Raw genomic sequence first — 26,210 nt, forward strand, 5'->3', positions numbered from 1 at the left:
ATGCAATTCAGGTTAAAAGTATTGAGGCTTATCTTTGAGATAAAAAATGATGAGAAGCCTATAGCATCATTACCGTAATTTCATCTTCAAAATATATAATCTATTTCTAAAATCCTAAGGAAAGCTCTAATAATCAACGTATAAGTGATGTGATTTTATTTAAAGTATAGTTTAAAAATGATGGTTTAAATACAAATTGATGTTCTTTTTTGAAATTCCATTTGCTACCTAGTTATTATTTAATAGGACTTGGATAGATGGCATTTGTAATAAATTATATTTTTTAAAAATCATACCCAATCTTAGAAATATTGTTTAATCTGTCACTCGGAGTAATCCTCATCCCTGATAAAATTTATTAATGTGTATATCCGCAATTCTACCAGTAAGCAGACTAAAGCAATACAAAATAAGCTCAACTTTAAATTTTAGGCCACTTCGGTCACCTGTCTTCGGTCTTCCAGCCGGATGAGCAAAGAATTAATGGCTGCTGGCAAGAATGCGGATAATCATATTTATTAATTTCCGTAGTTTATTATTGGAAGAGGCAAGTCATTTTTTTGCTATTATAAGCATTAGGAAGGTTGAATTACACAATTGAATTGAACTCAAAACACACAATTTCTAAGGGTAAAGTAATTAGCATTTTCCCAGTTCAACCTAAAACTACGCGTGTCCATTCAAGACCAAAATGAAAAAAATAAAGCACACAGCATCACATGTTAAAATTTGAAATTAATCAGGTGCCTCAAAGATTTCAGATGATTTTGACTGGCGTTTCATCTTTGGAATCGGGTGAGTCTTACACGCGCTTTCCTATTTAGACTAAGTTAGTTCCTTTATGAATTGAGTCTTCATATTGCGACGAAACTTTAGCTACAATCCGAGATTTAGCCGAAAGGAGCTTGGACTGTAGAAGACAAACCTTTTGCTCTTCAGAAAACTGAGCATTGCTGAGCAGTTTTTTGAGGACAATTGACCCTACATTGCAATAGATAATACCTCAATTGCCCATGTAGTGGCAATCAGGTTTTTAAGATTTACAGAGAGCTTTTTATTACTTTTCACAAAAGTAATCTCCTTCAGAACCCTAATTAGCTTTATCGTTTAGCAGATTCCATGAAAAAAGCAACTCGCTTAGAAATAGCCTTGTGAGGGAATTGAGGGCTTATTATAGTCAGGGAAAATAGCTATATATGCTGATTAGGGATATTTCAAAAACGAAGTTGTAGACATATCATGTTTTGATTTGCTGGCTACCACTTCCAATTCAGATGGTTAAGGATTTTATTGGGCATGGTAATTATGTATATTTCTATATGAAACATAATTCATAAACCTAAAAATAAAGAACCATGGATAAATTAGAAAAAGTGGAATTGATGGATAAAATCCTCAACGAATTTGAAGATTTGAGAAATAGTCAAACTTCCGTTTTGAAGAAAATTTCCAAAATAGAAGCAGATAATATTAATCTGGGTGTAAGTCTTCTCGAGAAGAAGCTGCCTGATATGTGGCAGAATGTAAATAACAATCTGGAGTTAGTGACTGCACTGGAAGAAGAGTTTCAAGCCTATCGTGAAAAATACTTTACTGATAATAATATCAAGGCACTACAAGATGCCGAAGAATAAAGGTGTATAATAAGAAAATGTTTTAATTCATATTTAGTAAGTCCCTGCCTAAAGCGGGGATTTTTTTATGATCTCCATCTGAAGATGGATTGAATCGGAATTCCATGGTATTTCGAATTTCTTCACTATTCAATAGCAATTTGGCTTTAGCTTATTGCTAATTGTATATGCACCCCCACACAGGCTTTTGCCAAATTCCAAATGCATTTAAACAGTAGATTATCCAATCTCTGCCCGCTGTAAAACCAAAACATTCACGGTAACCAGCAATTGTCCGAAATGCCTTTGGATATGTTCGGCAGCATGAAATAGTAAGCCATTTACAGTAGATGGAAGCTGAGCTCTGCCCACACCTCGAAAATCATAAACCGTATTTGGATCAATCTCAGAGACTAGTTGTAGGAATTTCTTGATCTGTATGTCCAATCTCTTTACTAAAGTTTCGCTTGAAATGGACCCATCTGAAACACCTTCATTCTTCAGGTAAGCTAGTTGTTCCTTACTGAGCATTTTACCTTCAGCATAAGTAGCCAAGCGATCCATCACTCCGGCCATATGCTGCAAATGGAAACCCGGACTAGCCATTCCTGCAGGCTTTTCCCAGAGTAATTCCGAAGGAAAATCTTGCATCAATTCATGTATCTCTTCATGTGCTTGTAAGATTGCATGCACCACTGGTTGCAGTGCTAATGGGTAAGAATCGATTGGACCTCTAAGCCATACTTCAGGTTGAGATTTCATGCGGGTGAATTTAGGAGGATTTGGAAACTTGAAAACTTGTGGTAAAATACTTACTAAAATTAAGTATGACCAATAAATGAGATGTTGATAAAATTAGACTGGGTAAGTTGCTAGTTTCCAAATACCAATAATTCCGTGCCTAGGTGATGGAGAAAAATAATCACTCGGTATCAAAATTGTAATTCACCAAAGCGATTTTCAATGTAGTAAAAGGTAACCTATGCGGGAATGCTTTCGCTTACCTTGTTTTCACTTCCTAAATCAATTTTTATTACTCCATGCGTTTACGATGTTGATCGGGAATCCAGTTTTGTAAAAAGCAGCTAGAGCCAAGATTTACCCGGTATTTTGAGATGAGCTTACGGTATTGCCTTAAATAGGCATTTGCTATTATTTCAGTGCTACTGAATAAGAAGGAATTCTCTTGGCTCTTTTATCCAATACACCTTTTTTAAGCAAATAGAATGATTTTACCAGTCTATGCTTCCCTTACCTAATTATCTTAACTTTATAAATCACATGCTAAATCCGCTTGAAAGAAAAACTTAAACTACTTGAACTGTTTCTAAAAAGCTCCAATTTTGACCGAGGAATTCGGCTGGGAGTGGGTATAGCAGTCCCCTTTGCTGTATTATATTTTTTAGGGTATGTTGAATATGCGCCAGCTGTTGTTGTCGGTGCTTTTTTAAATGCGCCTGGTGATATTCCGGGTAGTTTCAAACGTAAAATCAATGCTATTTTACTCAGTATAGGCTTAACTATGGTTATTACAGCAATCATTCTGTTTTCAAAACCATTCCTGCCTCTACTAGTAGTGGCGCTGTTTACTATTTCATTTATTGTCTCGCTGATTTCTGTTTATGGTTTTAGGGCGTCTTTAGTTTCTTTTTCTGGTTTGCTCGCAATGGTAATGGCATTTGCCATTCACAAGGATACTCCACATGAGATTTTCGTACAGGTTGGTTTGATGGGAGTTGGTGGCCTGTGGTATTTGGTAGTATCCTTTGTTTTCCAAAAACTTGCGCCAGTAAAAGATCAGAACCAGTTATTGTCGGATACGCTTCTCCTTATTGGTGAGTATCTAACATTACGAGCTAAGTTATTAACAGGGAAAGCTAAGCGTGACGAACGCATTAAACAAACATTCGCGCTTCAGCATAAAATCAACGAAAAGCACGAAACACTTCGGGAAGCACTGCTTACAGCACGTAAACGTTCTGGACGTTCACATTACGAAGAAAAGCAACTTCTCATTCTAATTTCTTCTATCCATATCTTCGAATTAATAGAAGCAAAACACTTGGATTATAAACTGATCGATCAGGTTTTTGGCAAGCGTAAAGAGTTTCTTAAAGCTTCAAAGAAATTGAGCAAAATAATGGGGAATCATCTCATACGTTTGTCTGAATTATTGATTCAAAAGGATAAAATACCAAATAAGGATACTTTGCTAGATGCATTATCAAATGCTAACGCATCTATCACAAAATACATTGATACAGTCAAATTGCCGGAAGCCCGTGAAGGTGCTTTGATCTTGAAAAATCTATACGATTACCAAGAGCAAATCCTTCAAGAAATTAAGGCTATCAGAAGAGTGATGGCAAATGTCAAAAATGCCTCTGTAGTATCGCTGAAAAGAGAAGATTCTAGTCATTTTTTGACACTTCAAGAATACAGATTAAATGTTCTTAGTCAAAATTTTAGTCTGGACTCCACCATGTTTAGACATTCGTTACGCCTCACCCTTGCGATTGTGGTTGCTTATCTCATAGGTTTTCTGTTTGATATTCAAAACAGCTATTGGATTTTGCTGACCATTATAGTTATTATGAGACCTAGCTATGGACTAACCAAGGAACGTTCGAAAGATCGTATCATAGGAACTCTTATAGGTGCTGCTTTTGCTGTTAGTATAGTTTTGCTTACTCAAAATATAGTGGTCTATTCTGCGCTGGCATTTGTATCGATGATATTGGCATTTTCATTGATCCAACAGAATTACAAGTATTCAGCTGCATTGATCACCATTAGTATTGTCTTTGTGTATTCCATAATTAATCCTAATGCTTTTGAAGTGATTCAATTTCGGGTACTCGACACGATGATTGGGGCCGTTATTGCGGTGGTTGCCAATTATTTAATTTTTCCAAGTTGGGAAGTCAATAATTTAAAGCAAGTGCTGCTCAATACATTGGCGATGAATAAAAAGTACCTGCTAGCAACACATGAGCTGTATCAGGATGTCAACAAAAACAATCACGCCTATAGTGTGGCTAGGAAAGAAGCTTTTCTTGCCATAAGTAATTTGAATGCAGCCTTCCAACGACTGACTCAAGACCCAAAATCGAAGCAAAAGGAATTTCAACTGATTTATGAAATAGTGACGATAAATCAGACGATGATTTCTGCTATTGCATCCATTGGTAATTTTATCGTCAGTCATAAAACCACCCCTGCTTCTAAAGAATTAAATCTACTCATTGAAAAAATTTCTAACACCTTACAATTTTCATTCGAAAGCTTAGCTCATACTGAAATAGAGAAAGGTGAGGAAGAAGAAAATAGTGAAGATGCACAGGAGAAGTTGTTAGAAAAATATCACCAATTATCAAGTATGAGAGATGAAAATATCCGTCTAGGTAATACCGAATTAGATACAGAAACGCTTCATGGACTTCAGGAAGCATACTTAATGGCCAATCATTTGAATTGGCTTAAGTCACTTTCTGAAAACTTAAAAAAGGCAACTGAACGGTATCGTATAGCTATTGTAGAAAGTGAGTAGGTACCTTAATAATCAAATATTCTTATCCTGCTTCTTTTTTGTAATTAATAAAGACTTGAATCATGATACGGTTGCAATTCAATTTAATAATACAAGCAACTTTGATAGATATGACTGTAATTTGGCGGAGATCATCTATAGTCATACTGTGAAACTAATGAGAAGAGGAAAAAGCTAGCAATATTGGATAAGGTGTTTTAAACAACCTAGATGAAGAAGTTGACAATAATAGGAGGAGGTCCAGCAGCACTGATACTTGCCGCTGAGCTGGACACTACGAAGTATAAGGTGACCCTGTGTGAGCGAAAGAAAACTATGGGGCGGAAATTTTTGGTAGCAGGTGAAGGTGGACTGAATTTGACCTATAATTCTCCAATTGAAGAATTTATAACTCATTATTTTCCCAGTGATTTTATGGCTCCTTTCTTCCGGCAGTTTACAAATACGGATTTGATAGCCTGGCTGAATGAGCTCGATATACCCACATTTATAGGGTCAAGTAATCGTGTTTTTCCAGAGTCAGATCTTAAGCCTATTGAGGTGCTGAACAAAATCGTGCATGCTATCAAAGCTCGAGGTGTATCATTTCAACTAGACACGAAATGGATCGGCTGGACTGCAGATGGGCGTTTATCCTTTGAAAATATAGAAGCTATAGATTCCGATATCGTAATATTTGCGATGGGTGGTTCCAGCTGGAAAGTAACTGGCTCAGATGGAGGCTGGAAAAATCTATTTGAAGAAAGAGGTGTGAAAGTGCAGCAATTTAGAGCAGCCAATTGTGCTTTTGAGATAGATTGGGATAAGGACTTTATAGAGAAACACGAGGGAAAACCCTTGAAGAACATTGCACTGACCTACGATAAGCATATTTCAACAGGGGAGTTGGTCATCTCCAAATTTGGTCTGGAGGGAAATGCCATTTATGCTTTAAGCCAAAAGATCCAAGAGACCTTGCTTACCGAAAAAAGCGTAATTATCCATTTGGACTTAAAGCCTACCATGACCCTGGCTCAGTTGCGATCCAAATACAAAAGCTCAAGTCAGTCAAAAGTGACTGCGATTTTAAAAAACGACCTAAACCTAGACCGAAGCTCTATCGGACTTTTGAAGCATTTCTGTGGCAAGGAAACCTTTTCTAATCCTGATCTGCTTGTACAAACTATCAAATCTGTTCCTGTTACGATCAAATCCGCTGGAGGATTAGATGAAGCGATTTCCAGTCTTGGCGGCATCGCCTTGGATGAAATAGATGAAAATTTCCAGTTGAGGAAAATCCCTTCAGCTTATGCAATAGGCGAAATGCTAGATTGGTATGCGCCAACGGGAGGATATTTACTCCAAGGTTGCTTCAGTATGGGTTTCGTATTAGCAGCATATTTAAATAAATTGGATGAATAAGTGATAAGATGATCACCTGCTTCCTTCATCCATAAAATTGAGATATTACTAAATTTGATAATCCGCATTCTATAGTTTCATGTCAAGAACCGGTTTTCCTAGCTTTGATTGGTGGGAATAAAGAAGTAGCCTTAATCGAAAAAGAGCCAAATCAGAATCACATAGATACTTACACAAATAAGTACCAATAACACATTAAGAATTTTTCCTTCCAAAAAACCTGTTAACAACAACATTATGAAAATTTATTTAACCGCAATTGCCAAAGCCAAACCTGAATTTCTTTCCGAAATAAAAACTGCTTTAGAGCATATGGTTACGGAAACTAAGAAAGAAGAAGCCTGTATACAATATGATTTACATCAGGGGATAGATGATGCCAACACCTTTATTTTCTATGAGATTTGGGAAGACCAAGCGGGATTGGATATTCATAATAAGCAGCCTTACATTCAAGATTTCGGTGCTCTGGCTGCAGCAAAACTTCAGGAGCCACCGATCATCATTAAAATGACAAAAGTCTAACAGGAAATTTTCCGCAGTTTGACATGTAGGCTGACTTAAAAGTTGCGTGTCATTCTGCGGATTCCTGTATTACTTCTTTAACTCATTCTACTATTATTCTTATCAATTGGATTAGCCTCCATCTTTCTCAAAAGACCTTGTCTCTTAACCCAATAGTCAAGATCCTTTGCTTCCGGACCTTCCAGAAGTTCTTTTGCTTTTTTATATTCCTTCTCTAAAAGCCTGTTGTCAAAGCTTACTTTTTCGAGGATGGTTTTATAGTAGTTCAGAAAAGAGCTTTTATCCATTGTTTCATTAATTTTTGTTCAACATAAAACTCAGACTTACTTAAATCTGCAAGTCGCCAACGATAATTGGCGAGGTAGAAGTAGTAAAAGGCAACCTTGATAGATTGCCTTTTGACCCTTAAGAAATTTGAATTGTTTTTACTGGTTTTGGCTTAGCTTCCTCCCGTTTTGGGATAATAAGCTTCAGAATACCATCCTGATATTGAGCCTCTATTTTGTCATTTTCTACCGTATTTGGTAAGTAGAAGGAGCGCCTAAAGGAATGGTAACTGAATTCTTTACGGGCGTAGTTGACATTTTCACCATTACTCTCTTCTGAGTTATGGGATGCTTCTGCTTGTATAGTCAAGGTGTTATTATCCAGCTCCACCTTGAAGTTCTCTTTTTGCATTCCCGGAACTGCCATCTCAACTCGGAAGTCATTCCCAGTTTCAGCTATGTTTACGCTCGGTGAGGTGCTGCTTTCGCTTGATCTTCCAAAGCCAGCTACATCCAGCCAGTCAAATAAACTTCTGCTAGGAAAGTCATCATATAAGCTTGTTGATGGACGGTATCCGTTTCTTTTCATTACTGTGTTCATTGCTTTTACATTTAAGAGTTAAACAAATAAACGTTCTCGAAATGACGAGTCAGGAAGACTACCAAATCAAGAAATCAATATAAGAATCGCGATTCTAGGAGAAAAAATACAAGTCAAATGCCAAATGCTTTATGATTGCATTTTGTCATTTATTTCTGAAAAATTGTCAGAATTACAATGTTAAACAGGAAAAAAATGTCAGTATTAGCCTTCTTAGTCGATATAGAACCTATTTATTGACTAATCAAGATCAGCTTTTCCTGAATCTATTCTGTAATTAATTCAGGGAAAAACACCGAAAAAGTACTCCCTTGTCCAGGCTCACTTTGCACCTTAATGCTGCCTTTATGGTTTTCTGAAATCCTTTTACAAAGCGCCAAGCCTATTCCTGTGCCCTTAAATTCCGAAGATAGACGCTCAAATGGTTCGAAGGCCTTTTGCGCATATTTTTGATCAAAGCCAATTCCATTATCTCTGAAGTTGATCTGGTATCCTGATTTCTGCTGTAAATCATCTCCAATTTCAAATACTGGAATGCAGGAAATGTAGATATGGGGAATTCCACGATTAAACTTGATTGCATTGCTTATCAAGTTGCTCAGGAGTTGATGAATCTGAACGGGTACCCCTAGAATTACAGGTAAATTGGATACTTCCAAAACAGCCTGCTTTTCGGAAATTAACACTTCAAATTCGGACAAAACATTAAGCAGCTGTGCATTCAGATCAACAGGGATAAATTGCGTATGATCATGCGAAAGCTTTGAAAATGCTAATACGTCTTTGATTAGCTGAACCATTTTTGCGGCGCTGCTGTCGATTTTCCCTAAATACCATTCGAGTTTTTCTCTATCATCAATTTCAGCTTTTGCCAAATCTGTAAATGCCCTTATTTTCCGTATAGGTTCCTGAAGGTCATGTGAGGTCACGTAAGCAAATTCTTCCAATCGTTTATTCTGCATTTCTATGCTCTTGGCATCACGCTCTTTCTGCTCTTCAGCCAACTTGCGCTCTGTCAGATCGCGCGTTACTTTGGTGAAACCTATCACATTATTCTGTTCGTCATGCAATGCAGTGATTACTATAAATCCCCAGAATGTAGTCCCGTCTTTACGTACCCGCCAGCCCTCATGAGTAGCTCTACCATTGAGCTTTGCCTCATTTATTAATTTGCCTGGAAGTCCTTCTTTTTGGTCTTCAGGAAGATAAAATAGACTGAAGTTTTTGCCTATAATTTCCTGCTCATTGTATCCTTTTATTTTTTGAGCACCCTTATTCCAATTTTGGATAGTACCATCCTCGTCCATTAGAATTATTGCATAATCCTGCACTTCTTCAATCATTCGCTGAAAACGGTACTCAGACTGGTATGTAGGAGTGCTTTTATAGTCTTTCATTTAATTTGTAGCATTTAATACAAAGGGTAATTTCTCACCTGAGATCAATTGAGTTATAGTCTCTGTCAGCGTTTTGATGCTATGTACTTTTGTGAAAAAATGCGTAGCTCCTAATTTCTGGCAATCCTCTATATCAACCTTGTAAGATGAGGTAGAAAAGATGATGATAGGCACCTTGTCATATCCTGCTAGCTGGCGGATCTGAGGGAGACATTCCTTCCCCGAAAGTATGGGCATATTCAGGTCAAGGAATATGAAATGCGGTTTGTCACTCGAGCTTGAAAGTAAATCAAGTGCCTCAAGCCCATTTTTGGCTGTGGAGTAATTTATAGGCATCGGCACCTTCTTCAGACCGATTGCAAAAAACTCCTGGTCATCCAGATCATCGTCTATAAGTAAGCAGTTTGTTTCAAGCATATCAGTATAATCAAGCTCCAATTTAGCACATAGATGTAAGCGGACAAAACAAGTTTTTTGGGTTTTGTAGATTTAAGCAGTATTACAAAGTGTTTGCAAAAAATTAGTAAAAGGGCTTTGTATCCCGCGATAAAGTCATTTTTATCCGGACTTATACTCCACAGAGAAGTAGTATGCTGTACTATTCATAAAGCGTTAAATACAGGTAGAAGATTTTTATGTATCTAAATTTTCATACTAAGAAATGAAAACTAAGCCGCTAATCTTTTTAACTTAGAATATTAACTAACCAATCTAAACTAATCTAATGGGCATTTTAAATAAAATACTGGGCAATGCAAGTGTGGTTTCTGTAGAAAAGCTGACAGAGAAGTACGGAAGATTACTTGCTGAGGGAGAGCAGATCGAATTGGGCTTTCAACTGATTCGCGATACGTTTATGTTTACAGATAAGCGCCTAATTATTATTGATGTACAAGGACTTACCGGTAGCAAAGTGGAGTATAAGTCCATGCCTTATAAGAGCATCTCCAGATTTTCACTGGAAACAGCTGGCACCTTTGATTTGGATGCTGAACTTAAAATTTGGATTTCCAGCGAAAACATGCCTTCCGTCAGTAAGCGATTCAATAAAAGCATTGATGTCTATGAAGTTCAAAGGTACTTAGCCGCTAAAGTGATGTAGGAGGGAAGTGAAGCCCCTGATTTCATTTTGGAGTTTAAGTGACCCTGTTGTTCGATAAGCTGTCTTTAATTTCCAACAAATAGCCCTAATCTATGTTACTAGGGTAGAAGTGGAAATTAGATAAGAACCTTTCAATCGAGCATAGGGGTATGGGAATTAAAAAGGAAATAGAAATCAGATGTCATCCCTTAATGAGTTGGGATATCTCAAATCCAATTCTCAGTTTGAAAAGTAGAACTAAGGAGGATCTTAAGTTGCTCAGCGAGCTATCAAAGCAGAATAACTGGGAGGTGGATTTTGCAAAAGAACTAGCTATGAGCTATCAGACACTAGTTCTTACCGATTTGCAGCAGACCATCTTATGGGTAAATGCTGGGTTTCAGACGATGACAGGATATACTGCTGACTACGCATTAGGGAAGAAGCCAACATTTCTACAAGGTGAAAAGACCTCAGAAAAGGTAAAAAGCCGAATCAGAGAAAAGCTGAGCAAGGGAAGGCGGGTATCTGAAACCATCACCAACTACAAGAAAAATGGCCTAGCCTACGATTGCCTAATTACAATTATCCCACTGCTCGATTCCAATCAGGTGATCACGCATTATTTGGCGCTGGAGAGGGAAGCGGCGTAGGTGGAATTATATACACTGTCGGACTGTATATTACCGTGCCATTTTCTAAATCCCTGTCATTTTTGGAAACTTCAACTTTCAGTTACTTTTCCCACCAAATCGAATTTGGGTAACTGATTTTTGGGGATTAAAATATCCATGAACTAATTATAGTACGATACAGATTTTTGGATTAAAAAGACCTTCGATTTTGCAACCGAAGGTCTTTTAAAATTAAGATCAAAAGTGAGATTCCATTATTTGATTGAAATCCATTAAAATAAAAACTGTATCCTACTAGTCATATACAGTATATGGATTAGTTAATTCCAACTGCTTTAGCAGCATTGACAAATCCGTTACCATAAAATTCATCTTGTCCTGGTTTGCCTAGATCAGTGGCAGATTGGAGCATCTTAGTTTTTACCTGAGCAGGAGACATTTTACCACCATTAGCTTGTATGATCAATGCCGCCACTCCTGCAGCTGCGGGCGAAGCCATCGAAGTGCCTTGCGCCCATCCGTACCATCCATCTCCACCAAATCCTTTTATAGAACTAAAAACCATGTCATAAGTTTCACAAAAGTTAGTGTGATTAGCAAAAGTTCCGTTTAATGTACAAATATCGTCATACCCTTCAATAATATAGAGTCCAATCGTTCCTCCTGGTGCTGCAAAATCAACCAATGATTTCCCATGATCTGTGTAATATGCAGGTTGAGAGAAGTTAGTATTTCCCAATACCCAACCAGTAGGACCGGTAGAGCTGATTGATAATACATGTTGATTTTCGGCAGGCAATTGATATAGTTCATTTGCAACATCATAATTGTTCCCACCATTACCAGCGGCGGCAAACACCGTTACTCCGTTTTGATAAGCATATCTGGTTGCTCTGTCAAAGATTTTCTGCATTTCTCTAAAGTAATCTCTGAAATCTTTGTCTCCCCAGTTATTTCTGTAATCAAAAGTTGCACCTAAGCTCATATTGATGATTTGGGCACCAGCTCCGCCCTGTGATTGTGGTTTCGCAGCGTATAGAATTCCGTCTAATACAAACTCAAAAGCTCCTGATCCATTATGTAAGGACTTAATCCCTATTAATGTGGCTTCTGGGGCTATTCCTACTATTCCTACACCAGCTGCGGCAACAATACCTGCTACGTGAGTTCCATGCCAAAATGTTCCTACATCTTCATTGAATAAATAACCTGGATATGTTGAAATTGAACTAGTGATATCAAAATTTGGTGCTAAATCTACGTGGGTAGAATGAAATCCCCCGTCTATTACAGCTACTCTGACACCGTCCCCAGTATATCCTGCGTCCCATGCTGCAGGAGCTTCGATGGAAGTTGGAGCCCATTGAAACCCATCAAAAAATGCACTCTGATAATTAAAGGGCACACCAATGGTCGTGGTTTCTAGATTACTCTTATTTGTTCTACCCTCCGGATTTTTAGTGTATTGCAAAATAATATCCGCTGTGATAGATTCAATTTCCTTAAGCGCTTTGGCGTTGGCATAGAAATTACTTGATCTGGAAACTGCTACTGCTACACCTATTTCTGGATAGGTTTTCACTATTTCACCACCTGCTTTTTTAATGATGCTCGCTAGGTTATTGGGTAGATTTTGGCTTTTGCTAATAATCAAAAATCTACCTGTGTAATCTCCTTGCCGTAAATTTGTAAAATCGGTTATTTCTATTAACTCACTCAGATTAAAATTGCTGGAATTAGTTTGCTCTTCCAGAGCTTGTGCATCGATCGGCTCATCCACCTGCACCATGTTACTGTCACATCCTGCAAACAGTAAAATTGTTATCACAACTAAATGTGATAATCTGTTTTTATTAGTTTTCATCATTTTGTTTTTTTAGTGAAAATTTTGAAAAATTAAAATGAGGTGTAAAACAATGTTGGCTTAACTGTTCTTTTATAAGAACTCATTAACTAGTAGAAAAATCTACCTTTTGATCTCTATTTTAATTTACCTGTTTTTTTTAAAAAATCAATAGTAATATGCTGAATTTCAAGTCGTTATATACAATGTTAGTTTACTGGTAATTTTAGGAGTAACATCATTTTTTAATATATGAGAATTCAATTAGCCTTAATCAAACTGTGGTTCAATCTCGCATGTGCCGAATTGAAAGAATCAATAATCTATGGAGCTTAGGATTGCAGTAAAATCGGGAAATTGGAGTAACGATGTGGCTACCAATTTCTTTTTAAAGCATCTTAACCCAAATTAAAATTGCAAGAGCATACACTAAATTCAAGTGAGATGTTCAGAGGTATTAGCTGAAATCATCAAGTGCTGCCAACATTATCAATGGCGATCTATCAAAGCAGAATAACTGGGAGGTAGAATTTGCAAAAGAACTGTCAGTGAGCTATAAGACCTTAGTTCTTACAGATTTGCAGCAGACAATCTTTTGGGTAAATGCTGGGTTTCAGAGGATGACAGGATATGCTGCTGACTACGCGATAGGGAAGAAGCCCACTTTCCTTCAGGGTGTAAGTACCTCAGAAAAGGTAAAATGTCGGATTCGCAATAAGCTAAACACCGGAAACCGTGTTTCTGAAATTATCACCAACTACAAGAAAAATGGCCTAGCCTACGATTGCCTAATCACAATTATTCCCCTGTTTGATTCCCATCAGGTGATCACGCATTATCTGGCTTTGGAGCGGGAGGCGGCTTGATTAATGATGGCTGAGAAGAGGAGTTTTAGGAACTTGATTTATATACAAGACTTAGAACGCTTAGTTCTGTTTTGCATTTTTAGTATCATGCTCACAAATCTTTACTAACTACAGCCCGTACTTACACTTAATTGAATAAGGTTGAAGGGTCAGATTTTGTGTATAGAATCACCAATTTAGCCCTTACCCATACTTTACTATTCACTACAATACTATTCACTACAATTTTTTATAAAAAACAAAAATCAATCACGATGAATAACATCACAAGATATATTTCCATGATTTTAGGTCTTCTTTTAGCATTCCTTCTAAGCCCAGGAATATCCTATTCCCAAATTCCACAGAATACACCCCAACCAACAGGTCCAATTGACTTTTCAGAGACCAGTAACGTGATCATTTATGTCGTCATTCCCGGTGTGATCCTTATTGTCTTTTTGATTTTTAGAAAGAGAATTTTGAGAGCAATGCAAGAAAGAAGAGATAGAATAAGGAAAGAAAAGTAGTTTAAAGTAATGCTGATATGGAAGGATAAGTCTTGCGGCACAACCTCTCAAGAATTCAGTAGTTCGATAGTGGAATTAAAGCATTGAATCAACCATTTCTTACTTTAGAGCGTTGAATTTGCCTTCTAACCAAAATGAGTTTTATATATTCAAGAATGGCTCTCATGATTTATTACTTCCAATTCTACACCACCAATCCACTCAAACTTCTCATTAGCTAAAAAGCAATCGCTAAAGTCACCTAGCTGAAATTGACTTTGTTCAATAAGAAATTTGATTGTTTTGATTGCTGCATCCTCATAATTCAGACTTCCCCAGGTTAGAGCTACTTTTTTAAATACTAGGGATTGACCTTTGTACTCAGCTAGTTTAATCTCACCACCAAAAATGTTAATTAAATTTCAAATCCTTTTTACTAATAAATAAGAAGATTTCAATACTTCTAGGATAAGTTGGCTCCTTATCTGTAAACTCAAAACTTTTAAACTCATGCCACTCATGATCCACCGCTGGATTATATGGCGATGAATGCAGTCTGGCTAATCCCCAATCATCGGGAACAAAAAACTCCTCAGAGATCAACTTTGGCAGGAGCAGGTCATTAGCTTCTTCGATAGATAGACTAAAGGGATTGGAAAATACCACCGAGCCAAACTGCTTGTAATTATCTGCATCACGATAGCGGTAGTTTAGTCTGAGATCTTTTATGCTCATTATCTTAAATCCTCCAAAAAATCATCCAACTCCTGCTCACTACAAAACGACCTATTCGGCTCCTGTCCAGACTCAAAAAACTGAATCAGCCTGATTAAACTGTCGAAATAATGAAAGTGAAGCCCTTCATAATTGTAGATATATATCGGTAGGATGGAAGCAGACTTGACAAGATGTAGTATATCTATGGATCTGGAAGGCCTGATATACTCGGTAGTAATTGGAATTAGATTTTCCATGGGAAGATAGTATTGAGGTCCAAATATAATCAATCACTCTCAATTTGTAGACTATAGTCGGTGGCACGATAGTCTACATTTTTTCAGATTGCAGTATGGACGTCAAGGCGGAATACGGTAAAAAAGTAAGAGCTATACGGAATAGTAAAATGGTTTCTCAGGAGAAGTTAGCAGAATTAGCTGAACTAGATAGAACATATATCTCAGACATCGAAAATGGGAAGCGAAATGTTTCTATTGAGACCATTTATAAAATCGCCAAAGCTCTTGAAACGCGATTAATTGAGTTCTTAAATATTGATTGATTTTTTGATGCAAAGAAGCTACTATTCTAGTTCCATTTCTGAATTTATTCTGGATAATAACGACAAGATTCTTGGTCAGTTAATCAGAAATCACGATTTCGCAGCGGACATCTTACAGCGAAATGCATGGATCAAACAGATTGAAATCCTTAAAGTTGAATTAGCACCATTTAATATGGGACAAATTCATTTTGAGTTTTCAATTCCTAGAATGGGTAAACGGGTAGATAATATTCTAATTATTGAGGATTTCATTTTTGTTTTAGAATTTAAAGTTGGTGATACGGAGTATCAAAAGCATGCAATTGATCAAACGGTAGACTATTGTTTAGATTTAAAGAATTTCCATGAAGGTAGCCATCATGAAAAACTGGTTCCAGTAGTGATTTCTACCAGAGCTCCCCGTATTACAAACACTTATGAAGTGAGCGACAAATTGTATGAGCCTTTGAAGGCAAATCAAAGCAATATTGGAAGTATTATAACTCAGACTCTTTTATTAAGCGACGGAATAGAGATCAATTCCCTTCTGTGGGAGAATTCAAATTACAAGCCTACTCCAACTATTATTGAAGCATCACAGGCTCTTTACAGAGGGCACTCTGTTTCGGAAATTTCCAGACATGATGCGGGTGCAATAAATTTATCTGTAACCACTGAATGTATAAATAGCATTATTGAACGATCAAAGTCTAATGGGGCAAAATCAATTTGCTTTTTAACAGGTGTGCCGGGAGCAGGTAAAACGCTAGCTGGACTTAATATCGCTAATGAACGAAGAAAAGCTCACGAAGATGAAAATGCTGTATTTCTTTCAGGAAATGGCCCATTAGTTTATGTATTGAGAGAGGCTTTGGTGAGAGATGAGGTTCAAAAATCAAAAGAAAAAGGCCAAAAGCTTACCAAAAAACAGTCCGCAATAAAAGCTAACGCCTTCATTCAAAACATTCATCATTTTCGAGATGATAACATCATCTCGAACAAAGCACCAGACGAGAAGGTGGTTGTTTTTGACGAAGCTCAAAGGGCATGGACTAAAAAGAAAGCCTCGTCTTTCATGAGGACAAAAGGCAGGGATTTTGAGATGTCCGAACCTGAATTTCTGATTGATGTGATGAATAGGCATACTAATCACTGCACAATAATTTGTTTAATCGGCGGTGGACAGGAGATCAATACTGGAGAAGCGGGACTTTCTGAATGGGTAAATGCTTTGAAGAATTATCACCAAGATTGGGATATCTATTATTCCAATCTTATCACTGATGACAATGACTATTTAGCAGATGAAGAATTAAAAAATTATCTAAAAACAAATGGTAAATCAGAAGAGTATCTTCACCTTTCTGTTTCTGTCCGCTCATTTCGATCAGAAAAAATATCATCTTTTGTTCACGAGGTTATAAGGGGTGATTCAATTCAAGCAAAGACTATACTGACAGATATTAATAATGTTTTTCCTATTTGTGTAACTAGAGATTTTAGTGTTGCAAAACAATGGCTACGAAAGAAAGCTAAGGGAACGGAAAGAATCGGTTTAGTTGGTAGTTCTGGAGGTAGACGATTAAGGGCAGTAGGCATTGATGTGAAAAATGAAATAACTGCGGAAGAGTGGTTTTTAAATGATGCCTCTGATGTTCGTTCTTCTTACTTTTTAGAGTCAGTTGCAACTGAGTTTGATATTCAGGGTTTGGAAATAGATTACCTGTGTTTAGCATGGGACATCAACTTCTATTTCAAGGACGATAAATGGAACCATCAATCCTTTGAAGGATCTAAATGGAAAGCTATCAAAAGTGAGGTCGAGAAATCCTATCTAAGAAATGCCTACAGAGTACTTATGACTAGAGCTCGACAAGGTATAGTTATTTTTATTCCTCATGGAAATAGTTCGGATCGGACTAGGCCTTCAGCTTTATATGATAATACTTTTGAATTTTTACTTTCTTGTGGTATTAAGGAAATTTAATTTTCAACTAAAGAAGCATCGGGTATGATACCCTGATGTGGGGGAGCAAAGAAATATAAATAATGGATTTTATAATATGAATTTCAAGGCTATACTTTTTTTCGTTCTTTGTTTGGGTTACATAATTCCTGCTAAGGGGCAATCTAAAAATTGTACTAATCAACATACAAAGCTCATCGGAACTTGGGAGTATGTCGATCTTAGTGACTCATTGGGAGCAAAGATTGATACAATCTGGCATGAGGTGGTGAAAGGCTATGAGATACCCAAAGGACCGCAGGCAAGTTTTCAATCTGAAGGTATGTATACCATGCAGTTTACTAAAGAAAATATTGATAGAGGGATTTGGTGTTATGATTCTGATAACTCTAGGATTATCCGAAAACTATATTACCAAACACCATACAGTGCTTCAGCAAAATATTTAATTGCAAATGGTCATGCCATACAGGACGAAAAGGGGGATTACTATGAGGTACAGATGGATTCTGTCATTAAATTGACACGGAAATCCTTGATTTTATCAGAGGAAAACAATCGGCAGAGAAGATTTCGAAAGATAAGATGATTTTAAAAGTGCTTTTTTATTCCCTCTCCTAATCTATGCAATAAAGGGTTCGGATATTTCTTATTATTTCAAAAAATGAATCGATTAATAATTATTGGAAACGGCTTTGATCTAGCCCATAGAATTAAAACTAGCTTCAATGACTTCATAACAGATTATTTCTGCAATGTTATGAGAGAAGTAGCTAAAGGCAAGAACTATAGCGATCCTTTAATTCAAATAAAAGTTAACATGCAAAATTATTGGAGGTTGAATGATCCCATTAAAACCCCTGTTAATAGAGCAAATATTTTTATTTTAATTGAGGAGATAAGAAAATCGGAAGATTACGAGTTTATATTTTTATCCCCTTTATTAGAAAGGGTTTATTCAGAATGTTCAACCTTGTTTTGGGTTGACATTGAAATGGAATATTTCAATTTGCTTTTAGATTCTCGGCATAGGGAGAAAGGAGTTAATCAAAGAGGTTTAGTTAAAAAATTAAACTCAGAATTGGAGTTTCTTAAAGAGAAACTTATTGAATATTTAGAACAAGAGCAACTTCAATTTGGAGGAGCTAGAGATAGTGATTCCATCTTAGATTGCTTTTGTAGCGATATAAAAAAGCATGAAATAGTTACAGCCGAACTGGTTGAAAATTTAAAGCCAGACAAACTATACTTTTTAAATTTCAACTATACCAACACATTTGAAAGGTATGCTGAACGCTGTCGTGAGAAAATACCATCTGAATGGAACTACATACATGGAGATTTATATAAGTCTAATGGCAAACCAATTTTTGGTTTTGGGGATGAATTAGATAAGAATTATTTGGAGTTTGAGGATGATCGGAATAATGAGCTTTTCAAGCACATTAAATCCTTTGAATATCTTCAAACCAAAAATTTCTATTTGTTAACTCGGTTCATTGAGTCTTGCGATTTCCAAGTGCATATTTACGGGCATTCATGTGGACTATCTGATAGAACCATGCTAAATCAGATTTTTGAGCATGAGAACTGTAAATCCATTAAAATCTATTATTTCAAAGAGAGTGATTCGAGAAATGATTTTGTGGATAAATGCTATGAAATATCCAGGCATTTTAAGGACAAAACTATGTTGAGAAAAAAATTGATTCCCTTCACTTTTTCTGAACCTATGCCACAGCCAGGAAATATCAATGAAAATAGATGACTACACTTTAAGCCGGCTTGATTACCTTCTCCTTAAGAGCCTGTCCCGGTTATATCGGGAAAAGGGCAGTGGGTGAGGTTGAAAAATACCCTGTAAAAGGTATAAATATAAACGGTTGACAAAAATTTTCATGAACTAAACCAAATCCACCGGCACCATTCAACCTACTCCCGCCTCAATCATCAGAATCCATTAAACAATATTTGCGCTGGCTAGTAGGCGGTTGTTGTGCGTTAGCAATATACAGTTGTCAGTTTAATTTCTCATGAATTTAGTTTGTTTAGAGCTCTATTGTGATAAACCACCAATACCATCTGATAATCGCCAATTAATTCAATAAAATCAATCATTAAATTTGCGCAAGTTCTAGATAGAAGAGTAGGGCACAGGCGTTATTCAAATTAGGGAATACAAATAACTACTCCATAAGTATAAAGTCCCATCGCTAGCTCGCTACCTAACCATCCTCCACACCGCTCCGCCATGGAGAAAATCCCAATTCCCTCAGTTATTCTTAATTCAAACTTTCCTTAAATCCCTTAAAAATCTTCTTAAATGAATCTCCTGTACCCATGTTTGCTAAAAACATGGGATAACTTAATATTAACTTATTAGAAAATACAGGAATGGTTAGGGTATAGTTAATAATTTTATCAAACTTGAAGTAATAAACTCTATTTAATCTTAGTATTTTGATATTTAAATCCAGTGCAATTTCAAGTATTGGCGCATATTTGTCCTGTACTAAGCATTGAATATCAAAGATTTATCCCGTATTAAAGTCTGCGGCTAGCTACCTAGTCACTGTGATTTCAAATCAAGGAATTTTAAATTTTAAAAAGTAAGCTCCAATCATTAAACCAGCTGAATGCCTATGTAGAGACAACAAGCCTTACAAACAAAAAGACCATCAATCAAAACTGGATTTTGCGGTGCAGTGATGATCAATGATCCGATTGAGTACAGACAACAACTTATTATCTATAAACAGAACTATTATGAATTCAAAGTTACTGATTAAAATTGTTGCCAGTGGGAAATTAACATTTCTTACACTGGTGATTCAGTGCTTATGCATAAGCACGCTAATTGCCAGCGGAAGCAGTGGCAAAGTAGAACTATCGACAGCTCTTCCACTAGAAGTTGCTAAGGATGTGTTGATTAAAGGTACGGTAGTGGATGAAAGCCAATTCCCAATGCCAGGTGTTACAGTCACCGTGATGGGGACATCTACTGGTACTGTCACTGATGTGGACGGTAATTTTTCTTTAGATGCACCTGCTGGTTCTTCATTGGTATTTTCATTTATTGGTTATACTTCACAGACTATTGAGATAGGCAGCCAAAGCATTATCAATATCACCCTGGCAGAGGATACTAAAGCCTTAGATGAGATCATCGTCGTAGGTTACGGTACTCAGAAAAAGGTGAATCTAACGGGTGCAATTACGGCAGTAAAAACTGCTGAAATTAATGAGATCCCTGCCACCAACCTTTCCAACACACTTGCAGGACGTGCTCCTGGTGTAAATGTCACAGGTACCTCTGGTCTATCTGGAGCATCATCTTCTATCCGTATTCGAGGGAGCTTCGGTGATCCTTTGTATGTGATTGACGGAATAGTAAGAGACAAAGAAGCGTTTGATGCGCTTAACTCAAATGAAGTGGATAACCTGAGTTTCCTAAAGGATGCTGCTTCTGCATCTATCTATGGATCCAGAGCAGGAAATGGTGTAGTCTTAGTTACTACCAAAAAAGGAACTGAGCAGAAGATGACTGTTGGTTTCCAGACGTCTAACACAACTTATAACCCTACTCAAGAACTTCTATCTGATAAAACTACTGCAACTGATGAACTGATCTATCAGAATCGAGTAGCGGAGTTTTTGGGAACAACACTTCCTAACGGACCTGAAGAATTTGCCTATTTTGAAAACAGAAGTTATAACGTTAATGACTTTATCTGGCAAAATCCATCTAGTCAAAATTACATCTTGAGCGTGACGGGTGGTAGTGATAAAATAACGTATTACTCCATGTTAAGCTTTCTAGGAGAAGAAGGCGCTTATAAAAGTGTGGACCACGGCAAGTTCAACCTGCGAACAAATGTATCTGCAAAAATCACGGATCGAATTACATTAGATTTGAATATCTCTGCCAATCAGCAGAACCATGATCGTTTCTACTGGCCTTTTTCTGCCGACGATGATTACGATGTATCTGATCTGTACCGGGTAAGTTTCAACTGGCCTAAAGTCTATCCTTTCTACACACAAGCTGATGGTACTCCTTCGGATCAAGTGACGGACTTTCCACTTCAGACTCCCATGGGTAGCTGGCAGGCATGGTCTGTCATAGACCAGATCGTTGGTGACCGATACATTAAAACCAGAAAACGTCAGGTTAATTCTATTCTATCATTAAACATTGATTTGAGTGATTTATTAGATGGTTTATCTACGCGAGTAACGGGAAATTACTTGGCAACTGATTACATGCGCAAGAAGTATCTGACCTACCAGAAGAACTACGTGTTTACACAGGCTGATCCTGATGGAAATAGATTTATACCTGCGGCTCCAGATCCAAACAATTACAACATCTTCAACTTTAGCCAGAATCAAGAATTTTTGAGTTATGAGCTAGAGACAGGCTGGAGTTATCAGTTTAACTGGTTTTTGAATTACAATAAAACCTTTGATAAGCATGGCATTAATGCTATGCTGGTCTACGAGCAAGCAGAAAATGGTGCTTATGGTGCTTTTTCTAAGGCTGAAGATCCAGTTACAAATTTGGATCAGGATTTTGTGTATTCCGAAGATGCTGAGCGTAGATATGGTCGAGGCTGGGAACAGATCGGTGCTAGACAATCATTGATAGGTAGAGCAAACTATAATTTTGATGAGAAGTACATTGCTGAATTTTCTTTCAGATACGATGGCAATACCTTGTTTCCAGAAGGAAATAGATGGGGATTTTTTCCTTCCGTATCTGGAGCATGGAGAATAGGGGCTGAAGAGTTTATGTCAGGTACCTCTAGTTGGTTGGATGATTTGAAAATTAGAGCTTCATATGGTACCACTGGTAACGACCTTGATGTATATAACAGAAGAATTAATCCATTCTCCTTTGTAAATACTTACAGCAACGGCGGTAGCTACATTTTCGGTGATAAGCTTTACACCAGTATTATCCCAGGAGCTACTCCAAATCCTAATTTGACTTGGGCAACCTCTACGACTTTTAACGTCGGAATTGATTTTGAATTGATTGATACCAGATTGTCAGGTTCTATAGATGCCTTCTCAAAGCAGGAGGTTAATATTTTGGGATCAAGGTTAGTCACTCTTCCAGATAATTATGGACAATCTCTAGCACCGGAAAACTATGCTGAAAGATCTTGGAAAGGTGGAGAACTTGCTTTGCTATGGAGAGATCGTGCTGCAGGAGGCAAAGTGAACTATTCAGTGTATGGTAATCTAGGCTATGCCCGCGATCAGTGGGATAAACTTGATCAGGATCAAATTTTCCTACCTGGTGGAGCTCGAGAGTTTGAATCTCAAATCGGACAGCCAAGCGGAAGAATTTTCGGATTGAAGTCCTTGGGTATGATTAGAACACAGGAGCAATTAGACGAAGTACTAGCAACTGGATTGAAGCAATATGGCAGAACACCTTATTTGGGTGGATTGTATTTTGAAGATATCAGAGGCGATGGTTATTCTGAAGGTCCTGACGGGAAAATAGATGGTAACGACTTTCAGTTGCTTTCCACCAATGCTACTCCACGTATCAATTACGGATTTGGCTTTAATGTAGAATGGAATAATTTCTCTCTTAATTCTCACTTCCAAGGAGTTGGGGTTTACGATAGAATTATTAGCAATCAAGAAGGTGAAGGGATGAGACAACATGGTGGATCAATACGTCCATATTACCCGATTTGGGCTGATGACGTGTGGACTCCTGAGAATCCAGATGCCGCATATCCACGTCCAGTAGGGAAGAATTGGTATGAGTCAGGTACTGGTGCTACTTCGTTCTGGATTAAAAATGGCGCTTACTTAAGGTTGAAAAATTTGAATCTAGGATACAACATTCCAAAAAATGTTCTCTCAAAACTTAACGTTCTAAGTGCTAAAGTTTTCTTCAACGGCACCAATTTATTCGCCATCTCTGAGGTAAAAGAATTTCAAGATCCGGAACAGAAAAATTATGATTCATTCCCACTAATGAGATCATTTACTCTTGGTATAGATGTTAAATTTTAAAGAAACTCTAATGAAAAGAATACTATATATACTCGGATTGATTGTAATCACATCGGGCTGTTCTAATCTCCTTGAAATTGAAGATATCAATAATTACAGCCCAGAATTGGTGTGGAGCGATCAAAACTTAGCCAACGCATACATGGTGAATTTGTATGGGATGTTTGGAAACTGGAATACTGGTGCTGACAGAACTAGTCAGCAAATTGCAGGTATCGATTGGTACACAGACCGTATTACCATTTCAAATGGAGCATACAAGGACTGGAATTACAACAGAATTCGTTTGATCAATCAAGCAATTCAGGACGTAAACGAAGGCTCACTTGCGCAGCCAATAAAAGATAATATTACTGGTCAGGCTCTCTTCATGAGAGCATACACTTACTTCAACATGGTAATGTTTCATGGTGGAGTTCCATATATCAAAGTGCCTCAAGACCGCTATGAGGATGATCTGTTTGTAGCTAGAAATAGCACAGCTGAGTCTTTTGATTTCCTAATAGAAGATTTGGATCAAGCAATCAACTTATTGCCTGAAAGCATTTCGCCAGGATCTGGAGATTTCGGGAAAGTTGACGCAAGTTTTGCATTAGCATTCAAAGCTAAGGTATTGTTATACAAAGCTTCGCCACAGTTCAATCCTACCAATCCATTTGACAATAGTCATTGGTCAGTGGCCCATGCTGCCAACAAGCAAGCATATGAGTCTCTAAAGGCTCTTGGGTATGGTCTTGAAGAAAATTATTCTGATATCGCCTTGGATGAGGGGAATAGAGAGACTGTATTTTCTGTAATCAATAGTTATCCTAACAAATCGGCGAATTGGGACTTTGGTGTAAGACCAGGTTCTGAAAGTCGAGGACCAGCTTCTGCTACTCCTACATGGGAGTTTATCAAAGAGTATCCTATGCTTGATGGAAAATTATATAATGATCCAACAGGGGATTACTACATGACGGATGGGGAATTTCTTCAGAACTACTGGAAAAATAGAGATCCAAGATTCGACCAATCCATCGTTTGGAATGGGAAGGTCTATGAAGTTTCTGGGAAATCGGGTAAAAGACAATACACCTCTCTTGGAATAGCTCATGAATTGGATGATTTTGGAATCAACCCAAATGCTGGAATCAACTCTACGAATTTGGATAGATACACTGGCTTCTTTATTCTAAAGAACAGTATGTTGAAGTTGACTCAGCCAGAGGTGCAGCAGTATGACGTTGATTATGTGTTGATGCGCTTCGCTGAAGTGATGCTGAACTATGCAGAAACAGCGAATGAAACTGGTGATATCTCCACTGCTATGAGCGTTCTAAAAAGCATTAGAGGGAGAGCTGGAATTAAGGCTGGAGCAAATGGGAACTACGGCATTGTAGCCAGTACTCGTGAGCAAATGCGTGAAGCAATATTAGCTGAAAGAAATATAGAATTTGCTTTTGAAGGTCATAGATTCTGGGACTTGAGAAGACTCAGAATGCTGAATAGACTTGATGGTAAGACCAAGCACGGAGTTGAGGCAATAGCTATAGATGGAAGTGGCAAAGAGATTTCTCTAGCAAAAGGCAGGGAATTGGCTTCTAGCTATTCGTTAACGGAAAAAGACTTCAAATACCAAGTTTTGCAAGTTCCAAGATCTGGCGTTCAGAAAAGTGTTCTACCAGAAACTTATTACTTCTTTCCGATTCAAAAATCAGTTTTGGACAGGAATAAAAACCTGGAGCAGAACATAGGATGGGGCGGAACTTTTGATCCGACCTTGTAGGATATTATTCATAAGTAAGTTTTAATTGATAAAGGCTAGTTGATTATTCAGCTAGTCTTTTTTTGTTTTTTGAGGTGTGGTTTTTTTTTAAAAAATGCCTTTGAAGGAATGGGCTAAAGCCACATTCCTATTCAATTGGATTGCTTTACGAATGGATTAAAGCCACATTCCTATTCAAATCTGATTCATTTTAAAATGGGCCGAAGAACATTTGGGCTAAAGCCCATCTAACACTGCCATTACACTAGATGAATGGGCTAAAGCCACATTCCTATTCAATTGGATTCCATTTAAAATAACATTAAAAATAGGCTAGCAACCTGCCTAATCAAATAAAACCCTATTGAATTCTATCTTGAATTGCCTCCTGCTTTAGCTGGAGGCCTACCAATGATCGCTATATATGCTGGGCTTTAGCCCAATCCATCTTTTAATTTCTGAAAACCATATTTGACCAAAAACTCCTCGTATTCATCTGAGAAAGTTTTGGTTTGATGATGATCTTCTTGGTTTTTGATATAATTCCGTACTTTATCCAGCTGAGATTCTGATACTGAAACCGCAAAATATTCATCTTGCCATTCGAATTTCTTCTGGGTCAACTTGTTTTTATTAATCCAAAATGAGGATTCACCTTTTAAAAGCATAACAGTCTTTTCTATAGTTTGGTCTAAGCCAAGGGAAATCAGACAATGACAATGATCAATATGCCCATTGATGAAATCCACGAATATCCCTTTGGCACGACCATTTTCCTGAATGTGATTCCATACAGAGGTTCGTAGCTCTTTTGAATTCATGTAGGGGTATCTGTTTTTGGTACTCCATACGAAGTGAATGTAAACTTTTACAAATGACATGATTGAAAAATTTAAGAGGAAAGGAATTGGGCTAAAGCCCTACTCGCTAA

At 37.3% G+C, this 26,210-nt stretch carries 23 protein-coding genes; 14 read left to right on the plus strand and 9 right to left on the minus strand.

Going from position 1 to position 26,210, the window contains the following annotated elements:
• Positions 1-1,355: 1,355 nt before the first annotated feature.
• Complete coding sequence (locus BVH02_RS13335; RefSeq protein ID WP_086501938.1) at positions 1,356-1,634, plus strand: hypothetical protein; 279 nt, start codon at positions 1,356-1,358, stop codon at positions 1,632-1,634.
• A 219-nt stretch (positions 1,635-1,853) separates the two neighbouring features.
• Here the strand turns inward: BVH02_RS13335 and BVH02_RS13340 are convergent, their stop codons facing one another.
• Positions 1,854-2,375, minus strand: coding sequence for a DinB family protein (locus tag BVH02_RS13340; RefSeq protein WP_086501939.1), 522 nt, complete (start codon positions 2,373-2,375; stop codon positions 1,854-1,856).
• Between the two features lie 532 nt (positions 2,376-2,907).
• Between BVH02_RS13340 and BVH02_RS13345 the strand changes: the two genes are divergently transcribed.
• The 3 genes from BVH02_RS13345 to BVH02_RS13355 all read left to right on the plus strand — a co-directional run bounded on the left by BVH02_RS13345 (position 2,908) and on the right by BVH02_RS13355 (position 7,089).
• Positions 2,908-5,163: an FUSC family protein gene (locus BVH02_RS13345; protein ID WP_086501940.1), complete on the plus strand. Its 2,256-nt coding sequence runs from the start codon at positions 2,908-2,910 to the stop codon at positions 5,161-5,163.
• Positions 5,164-5,373: 210 nt separating this feature from the next.
• On the plus strand, positions 5,374-6,564 hold the full coding sequence (locus tag BVH02_RS13350) for a BaiN/RdsA family NAD(P)/FAD-dependent oxidoreductase (protein WP_086501941.1): 1,191 nt from the start codon (positions 5,374-5,376) through the stop codon (positions 6,562-6,564).
• A 237-nt stretch (positions 6,565-6,801) separates the two neighbouring features.
• The gene (locus BVH02_RS13355; RefSeq protein WP_086501942.1) at positions 6,802-7,089 is read left to right on the plus strand and encodes a putative quinol monooxygenase; all 288 of its coding nucleotides are present in this window, start codon (positions 6,802-6,804) and stop codon (positions 7,087-7,089) included.
• A gap of 77 nt (positions 7,090-7,166) precedes the next feature.
• Here the strand turns inward: BVH02_RS13355 and BVH02_RS13360 are convergent, their stop codons facing one another.
• From BVH02_RS13360 to BVH02_RS13375, 4 genes are all read right to left on the minus strand, one after another.
• Entirely contained in the window at positions 7,167-7,376 is a 210-nt protein-coding gene (locus BVH02_RS13360) for a hypothetical protein (RefSeq protein ID WP_086501943.1), read from the minus strand.
• Positions 7,377-7,494: 118 nt separating this feature from the next.
• Positions 7,495-7,956, minus strand: coding sequence for an Hsp20/alpha crystallin family protein (locus tag BVH02_RS13365; protein ID WP_086501944.1), 462 nt, complete (start codon positions 7,954-7,956; stop codon positions 7,495-7,497).
• A 266-nt stretch (positions 7,957-8,222) separates the two neighbouring features.
• The gene (locus BVH02_RS13370; RefSeq protein WP_086501945.1) at positions 8,223-9,353 is read right to left on the minus strand and encodes a sensor histidine kinase; all 1,131 of its coding nucleotides are present in this window, start codon (positions 9,351-9,353) and stop codon (positions 8,223-8,225) included.
• Positions 9,354-9,770, minus strand: coding sequence for a response regulator (locus tag BVH02_RS13375; protein ID WP_143244216.1), 417 nt, complete (start codon positions 9,768-9,770; stop codon positions 9,354-9,356).
• 307 nt (positions 9,771-10,077) lie between these two features.
• Here BVH02_RS13375 and BVH02_RS13380 point away from each other — a divergent pair, with 307 nt between their 5' ends.
• Together BVH02_RS13380 and BVH02_RS13385 are read left to right on the plus strand one after the other, a co-directional pair.
• Complete coding sequence (locus BVH02_RS13380) at positions 10,078-10,455, plus strand: PH domain-containing protein (protein ID WP_086501947.1); 378 nt, start codon at positions 10,078-10,080, stop codon at positions 10,453-10,455.
• 149 nt (positions 10,456-10,604) lie between these two features.
• Positions 10,605-11,087 (plus strand): PAS domain-containing protein, encoded by a 483-nt coding sequence (locus BVH02_RS13385; RefSeq protein WP_086501948.1) that lies wholly within the window; start codon positions 10,605-10,607, stop codon positions 11,085-11,087.
• A 298-nt stretch (positions 11,088-11,385) separates the two neighbouring features.
• Here BVH02_RS13385 and BVH02_RS13390 read toward each other — a convergent pair whose 3' ends face one another.
• Positions 11,386-12,933 (minus strand): S8 family peptidase, encoded by a 1,548-nt coding sequence (locus tag BVH02_RS13390; protein ID WP_158093893.1) that lies wholly within the window; start codon positions 12,931-12,933, stop codon positions 11,386-11,388.
• 527 nt (positions 12,934-13,460) lie between these two features.
• Here BVH02_RS13390 and BVH02_RS13395 point away from each other — a divergent pair.
• Both BVH02_RS13395 and BVH02_RS13400 read left to right on the plus strand, forming a co-directional pair.
• Entirely contained in the window at positions 13,461-13,778 is a 318-nt protein-coding gene (locus BVH02_RS13395; RefSeq protein WP_158093894.1) for a PAS domain-containing protein, read from the plus strand.
• Positions 13,779-14,032: 254 nt separating this feature from the next.
• Positions 14,033-14,287, plus strand: a complete 255-nt coding sequence (locus BVH02_RS13400) for a hypothetical protein (protein ID WP_143244218.1) — start codon at positions 14,033-14,035, stop codon at positions 14,285-14,287.
• Positions 14,288-14,677: 390 nt separating this feature from the next.
• Here BVH02_RS13400 and BVH02_RS13405 read toward each other — a convergent pair whose 3' ends face one another.
• Positions 14,678-15,001 (minus strand): hypothetical protein, encoded by a 324-nt coding sequence (locus BVH02_RS13405; RefSeq protein WP_223271751.1) that lies wholly within the window; start codon positions 14,999-15,001, stop codon positions 14,678-14,680.
• Positions 15,001-15,240 carry a hypothetical protein gene (locus BVH02_RS13410; RefSeq protein WP_086501952.1) on the minus strand — a complete coding sequence of 80 codons (240 nt, stop codon included), beginning with the start codon at positions 15,238-15,240 and terminating at the stop codon, positions 15,001-15,003. Before BVH02_RS13410 ends, BVH02_RS13405 begins: the two co-directional genes overlap by 1 nt.
• A gap of 95 nt (positions 15,241-15,335) precedes the next feature.
• Between BVH02_RS13410 and BVH02_RS13415 the strand changes: the two genes are divergently transcribed.
• From BVH02_RS13415 to BVH02_RS13440, 6 genes are all read left to right on the plus strand, one after another.
• On the plus strand, positions 15,336-15,545 hold the full coding sequence (locus BVH02_RS13415; RefSeq protein ID WP_086501953.1) for a helix-turn-helix domain-containing protein: 210 nt from the start codon (positions 15,336-15,338) through the stop codon (positions 15,543-15,545).
• 7 nt (positions 15,546-15,552) lie between these two features.
• Positions 15,553-17,514: a DUF2075 domain-containing protein gene (locus BVH02_RS13420; RefSeq protein WP_086501977.1), complete on the plus strand. Its 1,962-nt coding sequence runs from the start codon at positions 15,553-15,555 to the stop codon at positions 17,512-17,514.
• Positions 17,515-17,590: 76 nt separating this feature from the next.
• Positions 17,591-18,082 carry a hypothetical protein gene (locus BVH02_RS13425; RefSeq protein ID WP_143244219.1) on the plus strand — a complete coding sequence of 164 codons (492 nt, stop codon included), beginning with the start codon at positions 17,591-17,593 and terminating at the stop codon, positions 18,080-18,082.
• A 75-nt stretch (positions 18,083-18,157) separates the two neighbouring features.
• Complete coding sequence (locus BVH02_RS13430) at positions 18,158-19,261, plus strand: AbiH family protein (protein ID WP_086501955.1); 1,104 nt, start codon at positions 18,158-18,160, stop codon at positions 19,259-19,261.
• Between the two features lie 998 nt (positions 19,262-20,259).
• Positions 20,260-23,532, plus strand: coding sequence for a SusC/RagA family TonB-linked outer membrane protein (locus tag BVH02_RS13435; RefSeq protein WP_086501978.1), 3,273 nt, complete (start codon positions 20,260-20,262; stop codon positions 23,530-23,532).
• Positions 23,533-23,542: 10 nt separating this feature from the next.
• Positions 23,543-25,300, plus strand: coding sequence for a RagB/SusD family nutrient uptake outer membrane protein (locus tag BVH02_RS13440; protein WP_086501979.1), 1,758 nt, complete (start codon positions 23,543-23,545; stop codon positions 25,298-25,300).
• Positions 25,301-25,713: 413 nt separating this feature from the next.
• On the opposite strand, the gene tnpA is transcribed toward BVH02_RS13440, so the two are convergent.
• Positions 25,714-26,160: an IS200/IS605 family transposase gene (tnpA, locus tag BVH02_RS13445; protein WP_086501956.1), complete on the minus strand. Its 447-nt coding sequence runs from the start codon at positions 26,158-26,160 to the stop codon at positions 25,714-25,716.
• Positions 26,161-26,210: the final 50 nt, after the last annotated feature.

The organism is Algoriphagus ratkowskyi (assembly GCF_002150505.1).
Taxonomy (GTDB): Bacteria; Bacteroidota; Bacteroidia; order Cytophagales; family Cyclobacteriaceae; genus Algoriphagus; species Algoriphagus ratkowskyi.